The sequence below is a fragment of the Paenarthrobacter sp. 4246 genome (assembly GCF_040546855.1).
Classification (GTDB): domain Bacteria; phylum Actinomycetota; class Actinomycetes; order Actinomycetales; family Micrococcaceae; genus Arthrobacter.
This window is the reverse complement of the sequence record NZ_JBEPOP010000003.1, coordinates 158,014-177,032: the sequence shown is the minus strand read 5'-3', so window position 1 is coordinate 177,032 and position 19,019 is coordinate 158,014. Positions and strand designations below refer to the sequence as shown.

The window sequence follows — 19,019 nt, the reverse complement described above, 5'->3', positions numbered from 1 at the left end:
TTCACCACTAATCTTGCGAAGGTGGAAAATGGAGTCAAGCTATATGCACAAACGTGCAGGAAGGAAATGAGATGGCACGATCACGTCACTCGGATGCGCTCCGGGCTGCACAGATGTATTACCTCCAGGACCTGACCATGGACGCAATCGCCCGGGAGCTGAGAACGTCCCGATCCACGGTGTCCCGGCTGCTGTCCTCCGCACGCGAAACCGGCCTGGTACAGGTCCAGATCAGAAGCCCGTTTGATACCGGCCCCGAACTGGAAAGCCAGATCCGGAACCAATATGGGGTGGACGTCCACGTCGTTCCCGTGTTGGACACGCTCAACGAGGCAGAGACCCTGGACCGCGTAGCCATGCAGGCTGCCCGCACCATTGGGCCGCTGGTCGATTCGAACGCCATCATCGGAGTTGCCTGGGGCGCTACCCTCAGCGCCGTCAGCCGTCACCTCACCCGCAAGGTCACCCATGACAGCATCGTGGTCCAGCTGAACGGTGCCGGAAACATGCAAACCACCGGCATAACCTACGCCAGCGACATCATGCGCCGCTTCGGCAGCGCCTACGGTGCAAGGGTTGAACAGTTCCCTGTTCCGGCCTTCTTTGATCATGCATCCACCAAGACGGCCATGTGGAATGAGCGCAGCGTTCAACGCATCCTTGATCTGCAGGCACGCATGAGTATCGCCATCTTCGGCGTCGGCTCGGTGGATTCTGACTATCCCAGCCACGTCTATGCCGGCGGTTACCTCGATGAACACGACCTCACCATGCTGGCCGCCGATGACGTGGTGGGCGACGTCGCCACCGTCTTCTTCAGGAGTGACGGGTCCTCGGACGGCATCACCCTCAATGCAAGGTCCACGGGACCCAGCCATGAGCAACTGCGGCAGGTACGGCGCCGGATTTGCGTGGTCTCAGGCGCATCTAAAATCAACGGGCTCCAAGGGGCCCTGGCCGCCGGATTGGCCACGGACCTGATTTTGGACGAAGCATCGGCGCGGAGACTTGTCAGTTTCAATGGCCACTCCTGAAGCATTCGTGCAAGGAATGGGTAGAGTCTTTGCTATGAGATCCCCTGCCCGGCAGACATTGAACAATGGCGTACAAATGGAACGCCTGGGCTTTGGACTCTACAAAGTTCCCCCGCAAGACGCTGAAGCCTTGGTGTCCACGGCGTTGGGTGAAGGCTACCGCCGTTTTGATACAGCCGCGATGTATGGAAACGAGCTAGGTCTTGGCCGTGCGTTGGGTGGCGCCGTAGGGGATGCCGCGGAAGCCAACAGGGCTACAGGCGGATCGGGCGAGTCGGTCCATGCTTTGGCGCGCGAGGACCTGTTTGTGACCACGAAGGTCTGGAACGATGACCATGGATACGATGCCACGCTCCGCGCTTTCGACACCTCCATGGCAAACCTTGGCCTCGACTACGTGGATCTCTACCTTATCCACTGGCCCTGTCCCGGACGGGGACTGTTGGTGGAGACGTGGAAAGCCATGGAGACCTTGTACAGGGAAGGCAAAGTCCGGGCTATTGGTGTTTCCAACTTCCAGCCCGGCCACCTTGACGATCTGATGCAGAAGGCGGAAGTAGTCCCGGCCGTCAACCAAATCGAACTGCACCCCTGGTTGCAGCAGACCAGGCTGCGCACCTTGCACGAACAACTTGATATACGCACTGAGGCGTGGAGCCCCCTGGGCAGAGGGCAGGTGCTGGCAGATCCTGCCATCGTCCGGCTGGCCGGGAAATACGGCAGGACTCCTGCACAGGTTATTCTCCGCTGGCATCTTCAGCTGGGGAACCTGGTCATTCCGAAAGCAAGCTCTGCAGGCCGTATCAAAGAGAACTTCGCCGTTTTCGATTTCGACCTCGACGCCGCGGACATGGACGGCATCGCAGGACTTGAGCGGCACCATCGAACCGGGTCGCACCCGGATAACGTGAATTAGGAACAGCTGCATGGAAAAAGTGGACACCGCGAACTCTCCCGAAGGAACGCAGGCTCCCGGCAAGTTCTTCAGTGGAGCCCTTCCAGGGCGGACTGTAGCTTCGGACATTGATATTGACGGAAGCAACGTAGCGTATTGGACGTACGAGCCGGTCACCGTCACCCCCAAAACCCGTACCATCCTGGTAATCCACGGATTCCGGGGAGACCACCACGGGTTGCTCCGGGTGGCCGACCAACTCCCGGAAATGCGGATCATCATGCCGGACCTGCCGGCGTTCGGAAGCTCAGAGCCGTTCGTCGATGGTGAACACAGCGTTGAACGCTACGGAAAGTTCATCTCCAGCTTCATGTCCGCGCTGGACCTTGGGCCCAGGACCGTGCTGCTGGGCCATTCCTTCGGATCAATTGTCGCCAGCCACTTTGCCGCTGCGAATCCGGGAGCCGTCTACCCTCTGATCCTGATTAACCCGATCGCTGCGCCGGCTTTGGAGGGCCCCAAGGGCATCATGACAAAGCTCGCGGTGCTGTATTACCAGGTGTCCGCCACACTTCCCCGGCCGCTCGGGCTGGCGGTCCTTCGCAATCGGATGATCGTCCGCATCATGAGCATCACCATGGCCAAAACCAAGGACAAGGAATTGCGCCGCTTCATCCACGGCCAGCACGACGCCTACTTCAGCGCCTTCGCCAACAGGAAAAGCCTGCTGGAATCCTTCAAGGCGTCGGTTTCCGGAAACGTCTCCGACGTCGCAGAAAAGCTCCGTCTCCCCGTCCTCCTGGTGGCGGGGGAAAAAGACGAGATCGCTACACTCCCCAACCAGCACAAACTCATGGAGCGCCTTCCTGACGCAACGCTGGAAGTCATTCCCGGCGTCGGGCACTTAATCCACTATGAGACGCCGGTCCCGGCGGCAGAAGCCATCCGCACCTTCCTGGAGGAACATCCCGCGTGAAAATTGTCATCGATGCCCGCTTTACCAGAACGGACCACCACGATGGCATCAGCCGCTATGGTTCAAGCCTCATAGCAGCCACATCCAAGATCGCGGATGTCACCATGCTGATCTGCGACAAGCGCCAACTGGCGCTGTTACCGGATGTTCCCTACGTCATGGTCAACAGTCCCCTGTCGCCGCTGGAGCTGTTCGTGGCCCGCAAGGTCAACCCCCTGAATGCTGATGTTGTGGTGTGTCCCATGCAAACCATGGGAACCTTGGGGCGGCGGTACGGACTGGTGCTCACCCTCCATGACCTCATCTACTACGAGCACCCGACTCCCCCGGGCTTCCTCCCACCACCGGTCCGGGTGCTCTGGAGGCTCTACCATAAGGCCTTCTGGCCCCAGCGGCTCCTACTGAACCGGGCGGACATTGTTGCCACGATCAGCCGTACCACGGAGGCACTCATGGCCAAGTACGCGCTCACCAAACGGCCGGTGCGGATTGTGGGAAATGCCCCCCAACCCGGGCAAATACCCCGGGACCCCGCAACCGGCGCGGACAGGACGCTGCTCTATATGGGTTCTTTCATGCCCTACAAGAACGTGGAAACCATGATCCGCGGAATGGCCGGATTACCCGACTACACCCTGCACCTACTCAGCCGGATCACACCGCAGCGCAAGTCTGAACTCGAAGCTTTGATCCCCCAGGGCGCCAGGGTGGAGTTCCATAACGGTGTCACCGACGCCGAGTACGACGAACTCCTGCTGCGGGCAACTGCGCTGATCAGCCTTTCCCGCGCTGAGGGATACGGGTTGCCGCTGGTTGAGGCCATGGCCCTTGGCACGCCGGTGATCGCCAGCGACATCCCTATCTTCCGTGAAGTGGGTGGCGACGCTGTAAGCTACGTCAACCCGGAGTCGCCTTCGGAGTTCGCACATGCTGTGACCGGCCTGGGCAACGACGAGCTGTGGCAGCAGCGCTCCCGGAGGTCCGTAGAGCGGGCATCGGAATTCAACTGGGACGAATCGGCACGGCAACTGCTGGCCGCAGCTGAGGAAGTGGTTGCCCTGCGGAAGCGCGGGTCCTAGTCTCCTGCCTTAGAGGACGTCCACACCATCCAGGCGAAGCTGTACCGGACCTGACGTGCGCTTGGCGGCGCTGGCCGCCTTGACGGCCCGGAGAGCACGGGTGACTTCCGCGGCCTCGCCATAGGGAATGAAATACAGGGTCCGGACGTCACCGTCTGCCTCATTTTCAGCGCGTGGGGAGGCCCCTGAATTGAGCTGCACAGGGGCAGGACCGGCCTTGCGGAGTCTGGTGCCCGAGGCAGACGTGGCGGTGGCTTCAAATGCATCCGCGAAATGACCGACGTCGGCCCTTGTCCCGGTCACCGAGGCCACCCTGACAGCCGGGGGTAACTGAAGTTCCTTCCGCAGTGCCAGTTCGCGTGACGCGTATCCCGACGCGTCCCACCGCAACAGTGCCCCTGTCGCCGCAGTATCGTCCGCGGTAATTACCACGAGCCCACCTTGGCTGGCCGGCTTCACGAGGGAGGCAGCATTGAACCATCGGCGAACGGTATCCTCCGCCGCCCGCAGGTTCTCCCGCCGGAGCAGCGAGTTGCCATCCAGCAGCAGGGCTGCAGCATAGCCGTTGTGCGCTACCGGCTCCGCTCCCACAGTGGCCACGACCAGGGCAGGTGAGTCCGGCACTGTTGCCTTGATGTGCTCGCCGGAGGACGTCACCACGGCTTTGCCCGGGAAGGCCCGCCCCAGTTCCTCGGCTGTCCGCATCACACCCGCAGCTCCCCTGCGCAGCCGGGTTCCGTTGCAGTGCGTGCAACGCCACTGGGGAGCCGGCGTGGAGCACCACCTGCATGCAGGTGTGGCAGTGCCGCTGGATACCGCCAACGGGCCTTGACAGGCATTGCAGCGAGCCAGTTCCCTGCAGGTCTCACAGACCAGGGAGGGAGCATATCCGGCACGTGCAACCTGGACCAGGACCGGGCCACGTTCCAGTCCATCCTTGGCCGCGCGCCAGGCCGCACCGGGCAAACGGGCGATCCGCGCCAACGGATCCCGTTCCTGCTCGAAGCTGTCAGCGGTGTTCAGGACCCGCGGGACCGTGGAGCGGACGACGGTTCGGGGCGCTTCAATCGCTACCGCCCACTGCATCTCAACGAGGCGCTGGAGTTCTGTGCTGCGGCTGTGGGAGGCCATTAAGCACGCCGCGTTCTCCTGCTCAGCCCGGAGCAGCAGGACCTCCCGGGTGTGCGCGTATGGAGCCCGTTGTTCAATGTGGAGATCGTCACCGTCATCCCAGCACACCACCAGGCCCAGATCCCGAACGGGTGCATAGGCCGCTGACCGTGTGCCGATAGCAACCCCGGCGGAGCCGCTGAGCAAGCGTAGGAAACTCCTATAGCGGGGTGTCTGTCCGTCATCTGCGGTCAGCCGCGCAATGTCAGTAGATGGCAGGACCTTAGCCAGCGCTTCCTCGAGTTGTTCAAGATCGCGGTAGTCCGGCACCACAACCACGGCGCCGCGTCCCGAGGACCTGACCGTGGCAACAGCTGAAGCAACCAGGGCGGGCCACCCGCTGGGACCGAACCCCTGAAGGGCCGTAAGGACAGCCTTGGGAGAACCGCCGCTGGCAAGATGCTGTAGATACGCTGCCCCGTTGGAGTACAAACCCCAGGCGTGGGCGTCCGTCAACGGTTTGAGCTCTTCGACGCCGGAGTCCAGTTCTCCCGCCAGCAGTTCCTTCTCCACCTTGGCAACCCTTGGCGGGACGGCGGTCCTCAGGACGTCACTCAACGTTCCGGCGTATCTGGCTGCGACGATGCCGGCCAGTTCAGTGACCGCCGGGGTCAGGACAGCAACAGGTGATACCACTTTGTGCAGGGTGCTGAGCGGCGCCGCAGCATCGGAGTCTGCGCGCCGTTCAATGACGTAGCCGTTGAGTTCCTGACCATTGAACTTGACCTTCACCCGGACGCCGGGCACAGCGACCTCGGCGAGCCCGGCTGGAACACTGTAATCGAAGGGCCGGTCCAGGTGGGGCAGGGAGGACTCCAGAACCACGCGGGCAACGGGGTCCGTTTCTGCCAGCGGCGGGCCGTTGATGGGCAGGCGCTCCGGAAACCCCTGCAGCAGCGAGGGTTGAAGCAGCGACGGCTGGGCCTCGTGTCCTGCCATGCACTTTCACCTCCAACTCTCAGCGGAAAACAACCACGCATTCTTAACCCGGAATGCCCGCAGCAGGATTGACCCGCTGCGGGCATCTCACTGGCACCAGCCAATCACGGGCCACCGACAAAGTAGTAACCCCGGATGGCACCGGCAAAATCGACAAAGCGATCAGGCGTTGAAATATTCCTTCAGGTCAGCCACCCGGTCCAGACGCTCCCACGTGAAGTCCGGTTCGTCGCGGCCGAAGTGGCCGTGGGCTGCCGTCTTGGCGTAGATGGGCCGCTTGAGGTCCAGTGCATCGATGATGGCCCGTGGGCGCAGGTCAAAGAGTTCGTCGATGGCTTCGCTGATGCGGGCCGGGTCCACGGTCTCCGTGCCGAAGGTTTCAACATAGGTCCCGACAGGGCGGGCCTGCCCAATGGCGTAAGCAATCTGGATTTCGGCCCGCTTGGCGAGTCCGGCGGCCACCACGTTCTTGGCAACCCACCGCATGGCGTAAGCAGCAGAACGGTCAACCTTGGACGGGTCCTTGCCGGAGAAAGCGCCACCGCCGTGTCGGGAGAACCCACCGTAGGTGTCCACAATGATCTTGCGTCCGGTGAGGCCTGCATCGCCTACCGGGCCGCCGATGACGAAGGCACCGGCAGGGTTCAGGATATTCGCCGTGCGCGAGAGGTCCAGGCTTGACGCCGCAAGGACGGGGTCGATGACGTAGCTGGCGAGATCAGCCCGGAGCTGCTCGAGGCTTGCTTCCTCGGCGTGCTGGCTGGAGATCACCACGGTTTCAACGGAAACCGGGCGATCGCCGTCGTACCCTACGGTGACCTGCGTCTTGCCGTCCGGGCGGAGATAAGCCAATTCGCCGTTCTTGCGGACTTCAGTGAGCCGTTCGGACAAGCGGTGGGCGAGCCAGATGGGCGTGGGCATGTAGGAGGCTGTTTCATCACTGGCGTAGCCGAACATGATGCCTTGGTCGCCAGCGCCCTGGAGATCGTAGTCGTCCTCCTGGCGGCCTTCGCGGGCCTCAAGGGAGTTGAACACCCCGCCGGCAATGTCGTTGGACTGCTGGCCGATGGACACGGAGACACCACAACGGGCGCCGTCGAAGCCGTTGGCGGAAGAGTCGTATCCAATGCCGAGGATGGTCTCACGGACTATCTGCGGGATCTCTACGTAAGCGTCAGTAGTGACCTCACCAGCCACGTGCACCAGGCCGGTGGTGGCCATGGTTTCAACGGCCACGCGGGACTCAGGATCAGCGGCCAGGAGCGCATCAAGGATGGCATCGCTGATTTGGTCGCAGATTTTGTCCGGGTGCCCTTCGGTGACCGACTCGGAAGTGAAGAGCCGGAGCTTGGACGGGGTGCCATGGTGTTCATGGTGCAGCGGTAAAGTCACTCGACCACCTTACTGGGTTGCGGGACGGCGGCATCGGCCGTGTGTCCCTATGCTAAGAATTCGGGTGTGGGCTCAGTTACAACGCCGGGAAGACCCGTGTGAGCTCAGCGCCCACCCGATCAACCACTGCAGCGGCGACATCGACCTTGGAACCGGCGGCCGACTGCGGTTCGGCTCCGTGACCGGAGAGAATCACCACGGAATTGTCATCCTGGCCGAACACTCGCCCAATGCCCACCTGATTAACTACCAGGAGGTCGCAGCCCTTGCGCTTGAGCTTGGCCGTTGCGTGTTCCAGGACGTCACCCTGGGCGTCGCCTGTTTCGGCTGCGAAACCGACAATCAGTTGCCGGCCGCCCTCGGCGTTACGGCGTTCCACGAGTTCATGCAGGATGTCAGGGTTGCGGATCAACCGCACCACGGGCGCATCCTCGCCGTCGACCTTTTTGATCTTTGTGTCCGAGACATCGGCCGGGCGGAAATCCGCCACAGCGGCGGCCATGATGACGACGTCGGAATCCACTGCCGCTTTCAGCGCGGCCTCGCGCAGTTCCAATGCCGACTCAACGCGGACGAGCTCGACGCCGGCAGGCGGCTCGACGTCCATATGCGCGGCAACGAATCGTACAGTTGCCCCGCTGGCCAAGGCTGCGGCAGCCAGGGCGGCACCCTGCTTGCCGGACGAGCGGTTGCCCAGGAAGCGGACCGGGTCCAGCGCCTCCCTGGTGCCTCCGGCTGAGATCGTTACGATCCGGCCTGCCAACGGCTGCTCCGCGGCGGGCGAAGCCTTGGCGCCGTCTGCCACCTCAGTCAAAGCCATCGCCGCCGTAAAGATCGCTTCCGGCTCAGGCAGGCGACCAGGGCCCGAGTCGGACCCGGTGAGCCGACCAGAGGCTGGCTCGAGCACTGTCACACCGCGGCTGCGCAACGTCTCTACGTTCGCCTGGGTTGCGGCGTGCTGCCACATCTCCGTGTGCATGGCCGGAGCGAAGAGCACCGGACCGTGGGCCATGAGCAGCGTATTGGTCAGGAGGTCGCCCGCTTGTCCTGTTGCAGCCTTGGCAAGAAGGTCCGCAGTTGCGGGCGCAACCACGATCAGGTCGGCTTCATGGCCCAAGCGCACATGGTTGACCTTCTCGACGTCGTCGAAGACACTGTTGCTCACGGGGTTGCCCGAGAGGGCCTCCCACGTAGCGACGCCAACAAATCGCGTGGCTGCTTCCGTAGGAATGACCGTGACCTTGTGGCCGGCTTCAGTAAAAAGCCGGAGGAGCGATGCAACCTTGTAGGCTGCAATCCCTCCCCCGACTCCGAGGACTATGCGCACGTGACCTCCGTCAACAGGCAGTCTGTACTTATTCTGCGGGCTCGATCGGCGTAGAAACCAAAAGGCCTTCGTTGATCTCGCGCAGGGCGATGGACAGCGACTTCTCGTTCAGCTTGGTATCAACCAGCGGGCCAACGTACTCAAACAGGCCCTCGTGGAGCTGGGCGTAGTAGGCGTTGATCTGGCGCGCACGCTTGGCGCCGAAGATGACCAGGCCGTACTTGGAATCAGCAGCCTCAAGCAGCGAATCGATCGGCGGGTTGATGATGCCTTCAAGGTTCGTGGACACGAATTCTCCAAATTTTAGCGGGCCAACAAATGCAAGCGCTTAGCGCTGGTGCGGGGTAAGCCCCATGAGTGAAACAAGCTCGTCCGCTGCCCGGCGAACGTCGTCATTGATGACGGTGTGGTCAAACTCCGGTTCAGCAGCAAGTTCCAGTTTAGCGGTTTCCAGCCTGCGCTGCTGTTCCTCGGGAGTTTCCGTGCCGCGGCCCACCAGGCGGCGGACCATTTCGTCCCACGTGGGTGGCGCCAGGAACACAAAATTCGCGTCCGGAACAGCCTCCTTGACCTGGCGTGCACCCTGGAGGTCAATCTCCAGAAGGACGGACTTACCTTCGGCGATGGCAGCGTTGACAGTGCTGCGGAGCGTCCCGTAGCGGTTCTGTCCATGCACCACAGCCCACTCCAGCAATTCACCGTCCGCCACCAGGGAGTCAAACTCCTCGGCGGACTTGAAGAAGTAGTGAACGCCATCCTGTTCACCCGGACGCGCGGCCCGGGTGGTTGCCGAGACCGAGAGCCAGACCTCCGGATAGTTGTCCCTGATGTAGGTGGATACGGTTCCCTTGCCAACGGCAGTGGGGCCTGCAAGGACAGTCAGTCCGGGTTTCTTGCTCACGGATTCCTTCGGGGAGATGCGTCAAACGCTTTGCTGGGTATCCATAAAATCTACCAGCGCCCGGGCCTGGTGAATTCCCAAGCCCCTGATGCGCCGGGATCCGGCGATGCCGATCTCCGCCATAATCCCGGCCGCCCTGACCGGGCCAATGCCCGGCAGGGCCTCCAGGAGTTCCACCACACGCATGCGCGCAATCGCCTCGTCCGTTGCCCCGGAAGAGATCAGCTCCGCAACACTGACCTCGCCGCGCTTGAGCCGTTCCTTGGCGGCGGCACGGACTGCCCTCGCTTTGGCGGCCTTCTCCAGCGCATCGGAACGCTCCTGTGGTGTCAGCTCTTTAAGGCCCACTGCCAAACCCCTATCAGATCGCGATTGTGACCCAGATCACGCGGACTGATCCTGAACCTACCGGCAGGGGCGCTGTTGCGCAATGCGGCCAGGCAACTTACTCCGACCGAAGCCCGCCCAACGTCTCTTCGGTTGCGGCACGAAGGCCCGCCACGGAGGGACCTGCGGCCAGGATGCCCCGGCTGGAGGTAGCCAGGACCGAAGGATAGGCAGCACCGAACGTCGCACGAAGGTCAGCAGGGGTTGCACCCTGGGCGCCGAGCCCCGGTGCGAGGATCGCGCCGCGGACCTGGCCCAGATCGATGTCCAGGTCCTCGAGCGCCGACCCAATGGTGGCGCCCACCACCAAACCAACGGAACCAAGGGTCCCCTCGTACCGCTGGTTCTCGGCTGCAGCAGCGGCCACGATCCTGCGCGCCACCGAATCGTCGCCACCAACGTGCTGGACCGACTTCCCTTCCGGGTTCGATGTCAGTGCAAGCACGAACACTCCCCTGCCATACTGTGCAGCCAGGTCCAGCGCCGGACGCAGTGATTCAAAGCCAAGGTACGGACTCAGGGTCACGGAGTCAGCGGCCAAGGACGAACCATCACGCAACCATGCGTCGGCATACGCCGCCATGGTGGACCCGATGTCGCCACGCTTGGCGTCGGCGATGCTGAGCACGCCCGCTTCCGAGGAAGCGGCAAGCGTGCGCTCCAGGACGGCCATGCCGGCGGAGCCGTGACGCTCGTAGAGTGCCACCTGCGGCTTGACCGCGGCAGCGAGGGAAGCGACCGCCTCCACCACTGTCAGCGAGAAGCGTTCCAGGCCGGCGGCGTCGTCGTTCAATCCCCATTCAGCCAAAAGCTGCGGGTGAGGATCGATCCCTACACAGAGCGGACCGCGCGCGGCCATGGCCGCAGCCAGCCGGGAGCCAAAGGACTCCCGGGCCAGCTGCTGCCCTTGCTGTGGTGCAGCAGCCTCAGGCATTGGCTGCTTCCACCGCTGCTGCCAGGTTGGCCGCGTGCTCCTGCAAGCTGGTCACGGACCACTCGTAGGTACGCAGGGCCTCGATGGCCTGCACAGCCGCGTTGAATTCGGCGACGGTGGTGATGCAGGGAATACCGATGGACGTTGCTGCGGCGCGGAGTTCGTAGCCGTCGCTGCGGGCTTCGCCACCGGACGGGGTGTTGAAGACCATATCGATCTCGCCAGCGATGACGAGGTCAGCAATGGTTCCTTCACCTTCAGCGCTGCTGCCCTCGGCCACCTTGCGGACCGGAGTCGCCTGGATGCCGTTACGGCGCAGGACGTCCGCCGTGCCACCGGTGGAGACGATCTCGAAGCCGAGGTCCGAGAGGCGCTTGACGCCCATGATGACCGAGCGCTTATCGCGGTTGGCCACGGAAACGAAGATCTTACCCTCGGTGGGCAGTGCGTTGTTGGCAGCGGCCTGGCTCTTGGCGAAAGCGGTGTCGAAGTGTTTGTCGATACCCATGACTTCACCCGTGGAGCGCATTTCCGGGCCCAGCAGGGAGTCAACTACCTTGCCTTCAGGGGTGCGGAACCGGCTGAACGGAAGCACGGCTTCCTTGACGGCAACCGGAGCGTCCAGAGGCAGCGTGGAACCATCACCGGTTTCCGGCAGCATCTTGTAGGCGCCGCGGAGCTGGTTGATGGTGACACCGGTGCCAATGAGGGCTGCTGCCTTGGCCATCTGCACGCCCGTTGCCTTGGAGACAAACGGAACCGTGCGCGAGGCGCGCGGGTTGGCTTCAAGGACGTACAGGACGTCCGAGGCCAGGGCGAACTGGATGTTGATGAGGCCACGAACGCCCACGCCCTCCGCGATGGCACGGGTAGCAGTGCGTACACGCTCGATCACGTTGTTGCCCAGGGTGATCGGAGGAAGCACGCAGGCGGAGTCACCGGAGTGGATACCGGCTTCTTCGATGTGTTCCATGATGCCGCCGAGGTACATGTCGGTGCCGTCGAAGAGAGCATCGACGTCGATTTCGACGGCGTCCTCGAGGAAGCGGTCGATCAGCACCGGATGGTCCGGGGTGATCTCCGTAGCGTTGGCAATGTAGCGCGAGAGGTTGGCTTCGTCATAGACGATTTCCATGCCGCGGCCGCCAAGGACGTACGACGGACGGACCAGCACCGGGTAGCCGATTTCGTCGGCGATCTTCTTGGCGTCCTCGAAGGACACCGCGGTGCCGTTCTTCGGGGAGGTCAGGCCTGCTTCGTCCAGCACGCGGGCGAAAGCACCACGGTGTTCGGCGAGGTCGATCGCTTCCGGCGAGGTACCGAGGATGGGCACGCCGGCGTCGGCGAGCTGCTGTGCCAGCTTCAGAGGGGTTTGTCCACCGAGCTGCACGAAGACGCCCATAACGCCGCCAGTGCGTTCCTCGGCCGCGATGACCTCCAGGACGTCTTCAAGGGTCAGCGGTTCAAAGTAGAGGCGCGTGGAGACGTCGTAGTCCGTGGACACAGTCTCAGGGTTGCAGTTGACCATCACGGTCTCATAGCCGGCCTTGCGCAGCGCCATGGAGGCGTGGACGCAGGAGTAGTCGAACTCGATGCCCTGCCCGATGCGGTTAGGGCCGGAGCCAAGGATGATGACGGAAGGCTTGGCGTGCAGGCCTACCTCGTCCTCTTCGTCATAAGAGGAGTAGTGGTACGGGGTGTAGGCAGCGAACTCAGCGGCACAAGTATCCACCGTCTTGTACACCGGACGAATGCCCAGGGCCTGGCGGACTCCGCGGACCACGGCCTCATTGTTGTGCGTCAGGGCACCGATTTGCTCGTCGGAGAAACCGTGGCGCTTGGCATTGCGCAGCATTTCCTCCGTGAGCACGCCGGCCTTGCGGATCTCCTGGGCTGTCTCGTTGAGCAGCTGCAGCTGGTCAAGGAACCAGGGGTCGATCTTGGTTGCTTCGAAGACGTCCTCGACGCTGGCCCCGCCCAGGAGAGCGCGCTGCACCTGGTGCAGGCGGTCCGTGGTGGGACGCTTGGCCTTCTCGATCAGCTCAGCGACCTCGTATTCCGGCACGGAGCTGAAGTCCAGCTGGGAACCCTTCTGCTCAAGCGAGCGGAGGGCCTTTTGCAGGGCTTCGGTGAAGTTGCGGCCCATGGCCATGGCTTCACCGACGGACTTCATGGTGGTGGTCAGCGTGTTGTCGGCTGCCGGGAATTTCTCGAAAGCGAAACGCGGGACCTTGACCACTACGTAGTCCAGGGTCGGCTCGAAGGAGGCCGGGGTCTTCTGGGTGATGTCGTTGGGGATCTCATCCAGTGTGTATCCGAGGGACAGCTTGGTGGCGATCTTGGCGATGGCGAAGCCAGTGGCCTTGGACGCCAGCGCGGACGAACGGGAGACGCGCGGGTTCATCTCGATAACCACTACACGGCCCGTAGCGGGGTCGATGGCGAACTGGATGTTGCAGCCACCGGTGTCCACGCCAACCTCGCGGATGACGGCGATGGAAACGTCGCGCAGCTTCTGGTACTCGCGGTCCGTGAGGGTCAGCGCCGGCGCAACAGTGATGGAGTCACCGGTGTGGACGCCTACGGGATCGAAGTTCTCGATGGAGCACACAACAACGACGTTGTCGTTCTTGTCGCGCATCATCTCGAGCTCGTATTCCTTCCAGCCGAGGATGCTCTCTTCGAGCAGGACCTCGGTGGTGGGGCTGTACTGAAGGCCTTGGCCCACGATGCGGCGAAGGTCGTCTTCGTTGTACGCCAGGCCCGATCCCAGTCCACCCATGGTGAAGGACGGACGAACCACCATCGGGTAGCCAAGGTCTTCGGCAGCGGCGAAAGCCTCTTCCATGGTGTGGATAATGTGGCTGCGTGCGGATTCTGCACCGCAGCGCTCCACGACTCCCTTGAATTTCTCGCGGTCTTCGCCAAGCTCGATGGCGGCAATGTTCGCGCCAATGAGTTCCACGTTGTACTTCTCCAGCACACCGTTCTTGTCCAGGGCGATGGCCGTATTCAAAGCCGTCTGGCCACCCAGGGTGGGCAGGATGGCGTCCGGGCGCTCCTTGGCGATGATCTTCTCCACCACCTCAGGGGTGATGGGCTCAACGTAGGTGGCATCGGCGAACTCGGGGTCCGTCATGATGGTGGCCGGGTTGGAGTTCACGAGGATGACCCGCAGGCCCTCCTCTTTGAGGACGCGCAGGGCCTGGGTGCCGGAGTAGTCGAACTCGGCCGCCTGGCCGATGACGATCGGGCCCGAACCAATGACAAGGACGCTCTTGAGATCTGTACGTTTGGGCATTACTTCTTGTCCTCAGTCTTGGATTCGGTGGAGTTTTCGTCGGTGACCTTGGACTTGGTGTCGGCCATGAGGTCGATGAAGCGGTCGAAGAGGTAGGCGGCATCGTGCGGACCTGCGGCGGCCTCGGGGTGGTACTGGACCGAGAACGCAGGGATGTCGAGGCAGGCGAGTCCCTCTACGACGTCGTCGTTCAACGAGACGTGGCTGACTTCCACGCGTCCGTAGCGCTCTTCCGGAGCCACGGTGGAACCGTTCAGCGGGGCGTCAACGGCAAAGCCGTGGTTCTGCGAGGTGATTTCCACCTTGCCTGTGCGGCGGTCCATGACGGGCTGGTTGATGCCGCGGTGGCCATAGCGGAGCTTGTAGGTGCCGAACCCAAGGGCGCGGCCCAGGATCTGGTTGCCGAAGCAGATGCCGAAGTACGGCAGTTTCTCGTCCAGTACCGAACGCAGCAGCGAAACCTGGTGCTCAGCAGTGGCGGGGTCGCCGGGTCCGTTGGACATGAAGAAGCCATCCGGATTGACAGCGTTGACGTCCTCGAGCGTGGACGTGGCAGGCAGGACGTGCACGCGGACGCCGCGCTCTGCGAAGCGCACCGGAGTCATTGCCTTGATGCCGAGGTCAACGGCCGCGATGGAGAAGCGCGGTTCGCCTTCCCAACCGTGGTCCTTGGGTTCCACCACATAGGCTTCGTCGATGGAGACTTCCTCAGCCAGCGCTGCGCCTTCCATGGGCGCACTGGCCAGGACTGCGTCCAGCAGTTCCTTGTCGGTGGCCTTTGCGGCTTCGCCCGAGAAGATGCCTGCACGCATGGTTTTGTGCTCCCGGAGGTGTCGGGTGATGGCACGGGTGTCTACGCCTTGGATGCCAACGACGCCTTGTTCCACCAGTTCGTCATCGAGGCTTCGTTCCGAACGCCAGTTAGAGGGGCGCCGTGCGGCGTCGCGTACGACGTACCCTGCCACCCAGATTCGGCGGGACTCAGCGTCTTCGCTGTTGACGCCGGTGTTACCGATGTGCGGCGCAGTCTGCACTACCAGCTGGCGCGCGTAGGAGGGGTCCGTGATGGTCTCCTGGTAACCGGTCATGCCGGTGGCGAACACCGCTTCACCGAGCGCAGTTCCCTGCGCGCCGTAGCTGCGGCCGCGGAACATGCGGCCGTCTTCGAGCACCAGCACTGCTGCTGAGGGGGTGGGTGTGGTGGCTGCTTTACTATCCGTCACTTTATTACTTTCCACTATCGGCATCTGCCTGAGGGGCTGCGGAGATCAATTCCTGGAGGGCTTCGAGGAGGAGCTGCTTATCTGCTGCGTGCCTGGACCGGAATCCGGTATCCAGTTCCCGGCCACCGAGTTTCCAGCTGATGACCAGGAGCCCGTCTTTCTCGACGAACTTTCCTGCCATACCACTGGACTCACGGCTGTCGGCCAGCGAGGAGCGGGGGATGAAGACCGGAGCGGCACCGGAGCGGTCGAACAGCACCCCTTCGGCGTGAATGCTCAGCTCCGCGTTGGTCCGGATACCCAGGCCCTGAACCGCAATCCGGTCCAGCCAGTCGCCCGCCGTGGTGGTGGCAACGTACTGGCCATCTGCGACGACGGTGGCCGGCGTCAGCTGCTCCGGCACCGCGGGAAGGCGTTCGACGTCGGCTTGTCGCCTCAGCCTGTTACGCCACCCCAGCCAGATCAGCGCCAGGACGACGACGATCAACGGCACCGTGATGAGCACGGTCAGTGTCTGGTTATCCATTAATTGCTGCTGACTTCCGGGTACCGGTACGGCGTGTTGAGCTGGCCGTCGAGGACCGTGGGATGGCCTTTGAAGAAGGTTGCCACCACGGAACCGGGCAGCTCCTTGCCCTTGAACGGTGAGTTGCGGCCCATGGTTGCCATTTTATGGGGGTCAACGGTCCATCGCGCAGCCGGGTCCACCAGGATGACGTTGGCCGGCTCGCCAACCTCCAGCGGACGGCCCTGGTCAGCGACACGGCCGATGACCGCCGGAGTGAAGGACGTCACCCTGGCGAAGTCGGCCCAGGACATCAGGCCGGTCTCGATCATGGTCTCCTGAACCACCGACAATGCTGTCTCCAGTCCGGTCATGCCCATTGCAGCCTGGGCCCACTCACATTCCTTATGTTCGCTGGGATGCGGGGCGTGGTCGGTGCCCACGACGTCGATGGTGCCGTCTGCCAAGCCTTCACGCAAGGCTTGCACATCAGCATCGGTACGCAGCGGCGGGTTGACCTTGTAGACGGGGTCATAGCTGCGAACCAGTTCATCGGTCAGGAGCAGGTGGTGGGGCGTGACCTCGGCCGTGACATTGATTCCCCGAGCCTTTGCCCAGCGTACGATTTCCACAGATCCCGCGGTGGAGACGTGGCAGACGTGGAGGCGGGACCCAACATGCTGGGCCAGCAGGACATCGCGGGCGATGATGCTCTCTTCGGCGACGGCCGGCCAGCCGGTCAGCCCAAGGACCGCTGAGACGGCGCCTTCGTTCATCTGTGCCCCGGCTGTAAGGCGCGGTTCCTGCGCGTGCTGGGCCACCACGCCGTCGAACGCTTTCACGTACTCCAGGGCGCGGCGCATCAGGACAGGATCGTGGACGCAGATGCCGTCGTCGGAGAACATGCGGACCTGGGCGCGGGAATCGGCCATAGCCCCAAGCTCGGCGAGCCGCTCGCCGGCCAGACCCACGGTGACTGCTCCTACGGGACGAACGTCCACCCAACCCGAGGCGCGGCCCAGGCTGTGGACCTGCTCCACGACGCCCGCAGTGTCAGCCACCGGGTTGCTGTTGGCCATCGCGTGTACGGCGGTGAAACCGCCCAAGGCTGCGGCACGGGTACCGGTTTCCACCGTTTCGGCGTCTTCGCGCCCGGGTTCGCGCAGGTGGGTGTGCACGTCAACCATGCCGGGCAGGGCGATGAGGCCCGCAGCGTCAATCACCGTAGCGCCGTCAGCGGCAAGTTCCTTGCCACGTGCTTCGATCATGCCATCGCGGATCAGCAGGTCTTCAGCTTCGCCACCGAGGATGGCGGCCCCACGAATCAGGTAGGTGTTCTCGGCCATCAGTTGGTCTCCTTGCTGGGCTGGCTTAAGGTGTGGGCGGCTTCGCGGGAGTCTCCGGAGAGCAGCAGGTAGAGGGCGGCCATGCGGACCGACACACCGTTGCGCACCTGGGCAAGCACGGTGGAACGCGGCGAATCCGCGGCAGCGGAGGATATTTCCAAGCCCCGGTTCATGGGACCGGGGTGCATGATGATGGTGTCCTTCATGCCAAGGTCATCGAGCGCACGGAGCCTTGCGTCGTCGAAACCCCAGCGACGCGAGTACTCCCGGGTAGAAGGGAAGAACGACGCGTTCATGCGCTCACCCTGGACGCGCAACATCATCATGGCGTCGATGCCGGCTTCCAGCGTCTCGTCCAGGTTGTAACTGACTTTGCAAGGCCAGTGCTCGACGCCGATGGGCAGCAGCGTGGGCGGCGCCACCAGCGTGACTTCGGCGCCGAGGGTCTTCAACAACCAGACGTTGGACCGGGCAACGCGCGAGTGCAGGACATCGCCGGCGATCGCTACCCGCATGCCTTTAAGGTCAGCGCCGGTGGATTCGCTGCCGTTGACCTTGGACCAGTGCCGCCGCATGGTGAACGCATCCAGGAGCGCCTGCGTCGGATGTTCGTGGGTGCCGTCACCAGCGTTGATAACGGCGGCGTCGATCCAGTCCGTCGCAGCGAGGCGATGGGGTGCCCCGGAGGCCCAGTGGCGGATGACCACCGCGTCAGCGCCCATGGCGGCCAGCGTCTGCGCGGTGTCCTTGAGCGACTCGCCCTTGGACACCGAGGAACCCTTGGCGGCGAAGTTGATGACGTCAGCGGACAGGCGTTTGGCTGCGGCCTCGAAGGAGATGCGGGTGCGGGTGGAGTCTTCGAAGAAGAGGTTCACCACTGTCCGGCCGCGCAACGCCGGTAATTTCTTCACTTCACGCTCACCAACGGCGGACATCTCTTCTGCCGTGTCAAGGATTCGGATGGCGTTGAAAGCACTCAGGTTCTCGGTGGAAAGGAGGTGCCTCACTTGCCGGCCTCGATAACTACCTCGTTGACGGGCACACCGTCAACGGAGTCGGTTTCCTCGAGGTGGACACGGACCTTTTCAGTAGAGGAGGTAGGCAGGTTCTTGCCCACGTGGTCCGCGCGGATGGGGAGCTCCCGGTGGCCCCTGTCCACCAGAACGGCCAAGCGGACAATGCGAGGACGGCCAAGGTCCACCAGCGCGTCCAGTGCGGCACGGATGGTACGGCCCGAGTACAGGACGTCGTCGATCAGGACAACCACCTTGTTGTCGATCCCTGACAACGGCAGGCGTGTGTGGCGCGGGGGGCGGGTGGGCTGGTGGGAGAGATCGTCACGGAACATGGTGACATCCAATTGGCCGACAATCGTTTCGGCGTTCACCGAGGGGTCGGCAGCTGCGATCTTTTGGGCGAGTCGTACGGCCAAGGGATAGCCACGGCTGGGAATGCCTAACAGGACCAGGTCCTGGGAGCCCTTATTGGCTTCGAGGATCTCGTGGGCGATACGAGTGAGCGCACGATCAATGTCAGCCTGGTTGAGAACAACCCGCGACGGCACGTGCGCTGAAGTGACTTCAGTCATCGCTCGTCTCCCCTTTCCCCGC

Annotated in this window: 17 protein-coding genes; 4 read left to right on the top strand and 13 right to left on the bottom strand. The window is 63.1% G+C overall.

Features of this window, described 5'->3' with window-relative positions; genetic code table 11:
- Positions 1-71: 71 nt before the first annotated feature.
- From ABIE35_RS06190 to ABIE35_RS06175, 4 genes are read left to right on the top strand one after another with little or no spacing between them, the layout of a single operon-like run.
- Positions 72-1,034, top strand: a complete 963-nt coding sequence (locus ABIE35_RS06190) for a sugar-binding transcriptional regulator (RefSeq protein WP_172323254.1) — start codon at positions 72-74, stop codon at positions 1,032-1,034.
- 34 nt (positions 1,035-1,068) lie between these two features.
- A complete protein-coding gene (locus ABIE35_RS06185) occupies positions 1,069-1,950 on the top strand; it encodes an aldo/keto reductase (protein WP_354513294.1) in 882 nt (293 codons plus the stop codon).
- Between the two features lie 10 nt (positions 1,951-1,960).
- Positions 1,961-2,905: an alpha/beta fold hydrolase gene (locus ABIE35_RS06180; protein ID WP_354513292.1), complete on the top strand. Its 945-nt coding sequence runs from the start codon at positions 1,961-1,963 to the stop codon at positions 2,903-2,905.
- Positions 2,902-3,984: a glycosyltransferase family 4 protein gene (locus ABIE35_RS06175; protein WP_354513291.1), complete on the top strand. Its 1,083-nt coding sequence runs from the start codon at positions 2,902-2,904 to the stop codon at positions 3,982-3,984. Before ABIE35_RS06180 ends, ABIE35_RS06175 begins: the two co-directional genes overlap by 4 nt.
- Positions 3,985-3,993: 9 nt before the next feature.
- Here the strand turns inward: ABIE35_RS06175 and ABIE35_RS06170 are convergent, their stop codons facing one another.
- The 13 genes from ABIE35_RS06170 to pyrR all read right to left on the bottom strand — a co-directional run bounded on the left by ABIE35_RS06170 (position 3,994) and on the right by pyrR (position 18,997).
- A complete protein-coding gene (locus ABIE35_RS06170) occupies positions 3,994-6,093 on the bottom strand; it encodes a primosomal protein N' (RefSeq protein WP_354513289.1) in 2,100 nt (699 codons plus the stop codon).
- Between the two features lie 162 nt (positions 6,094-6,255).
- On the bottom strand, positions 6,256-7,485 hold the full coding sequence (gene metK, locus ABIE35_RS06165; protein ID WP_311212937.1) for a methionine adenosyltransferase: 1,230 nt from the start codon (positions 7,483-7,485) through the stop codon (positions 6,256-6,258).
- A gap of 76 nt (positions 7,486-7,561) precedes the next feature.
- Positions 7,562-8,812 carry a bifunctional phosphopantothenoylcysteine decarboxylase/phosphopantothenate--cysteine ligase CoaBC gene (coaBC, locus tag ABIE35_RS06160; protein WP_354513287.1) on the bottom strand — a complete coding sequence of 417 codons (1,251 nt, stop codon included), beginning with the start codon at positions 8,810-8,812 and terminating at the stop codon, positions 7,562-7,564.
- Between the two features lie 28 nt (positions 8,813-8,840).
- Entirely contained in the window at positions 8,841-9,101 is a 261-nt protein-coding gene (gene rpoZ / locus ABIE35_RS06155) for a DNA-directed RNA polymerase subunit omega (RefSeq protein ID WP_017197559.1), read from the bottom strand.
- A gap of 39 nt (positions 9,102-9,140) precedes the next feature.
- The gene (gene gmk / locus ABIE35_RS06150; protein ID WP_026540798.1) at positions 9,141-9,713 is read right to left on the bottom strand and encodes a guanylate kinase; all 573 of its coding nucleotides are present in this window, start codon (positions 9,711-9,713) and stop codon (positions 9,141-9,143) included.
- A gap of 21 nt (positions 9,714-9,734) precedes the next feature.
- Positions 9,735-10,061, bottom strand: a complete 327-nt coding sequence (gene mihF, locus ABIE35_RS06145) for an integration host factor, actinobacterial type (RefSeq protein ID WP_207593660.1) — start codon at positions 10,059-10,061, stop codon at positions 9,735-9,737.
- A gap of 97 nt (positions 10,062-10,158) precedes the next feature.
- Positions 10,159-11,034 (bottom strand): orotidine-5'-phosphate decarboxylase, encoded by an 876-nt coding sequence (gene pyrF / locus ABIE35_RS06140; protein WP_354513284.1) that lies wholly within the window; start codon positions 11,032-11,034, stop codon positions 10,159-10,161.
- Positions 11,027-14,335 carry a carbamoyl-phosphate synthase large subunit gene (gene carB, locus ABIE35_RS06135; protein ID WP_354513282.1) on the bottom strand — a complete coding sequence of 1,103 codons (3,309 nt, stop codon included), beginning with the start codon at positions 14,333-14,335 and terminating at the stop codon, positions 11,027-11,029. Before carB ends, pyrF begins: the two co-directional genes overlap by 8 nt.
- Positions 14,335-15,582, bottom strand: coding sequence for a glutamine-hydrolyzing carbamoyl-phosphate synthase small subunit (carA, locus tag ABIE35_RS06130; protein ID WP_354513280.1), 1,248 nt, complete (start codon positions 15,580-15,582; stop codon positions 14,335-14,337). Before carA ends, carB begins: the two co-directional genes overlap by 1 nt.
- Positions 15,563-16,084, bottom strand: a complete 522-nt coding sequence (locus tag ABIE35_RS06125) for a PH-like domain-containing protein (RefSeq protein WP_354513278.1) — start codon at positions 16,082-16,084, stop codon at positions 15,563-15,565. The genes carA and ABIE35_RS06125 overlap by 20 nt, the downstream gene beginning before the upstream one ends.
- The gene (locus tag ABIE35_RS06120) at positions 16,084-17,409 is read right to left on the bottom strand and encodes a dihydroorotase (protein ID WP_354513276.1); all 1,326 of its coding nucleotides are present in this window, start codon (positions 17,407-17,409) and stop codon (positions 16,084-16,086) included. The genes ABIE35_RS06125 and ABIE35_RS06120 overlap by 1 nt, the downstream gene beginning before the upstream one ends.
- A complete protein-coding gene (locus tag ABIE35_RS06115; protein ID WP_354513274.1) occupies positions 17,409-18,416 on the bottom strand; it encodes an aspartate carbamoyltransferase catalytic subunit in 1,008 nt (335 codons plus the stop codon). Before ABIE35_RS06115 ends, ABIE35_RS06120 begins: the two co-directional genes overlap by 1 nt.
- Positions 18,413-18,997, bottom strand: coding sequence for a bifunctional pyr operon transcriptional regulator/uracil phosphoribosyltransferase PyrR (gene pyrR / locus ABIE35_RS06110; protein ID WP_354513272.1), 585 nt, complete (start codon positions 18,995-18,997; stop codon positions 18,413-18,415). Before pyrR ends, ABIE35_RS06115 begins: the two co-directional genes overlap by 4 nt.
- Positions 18,998-19,019: the final 22 nt, after the last annotated feature.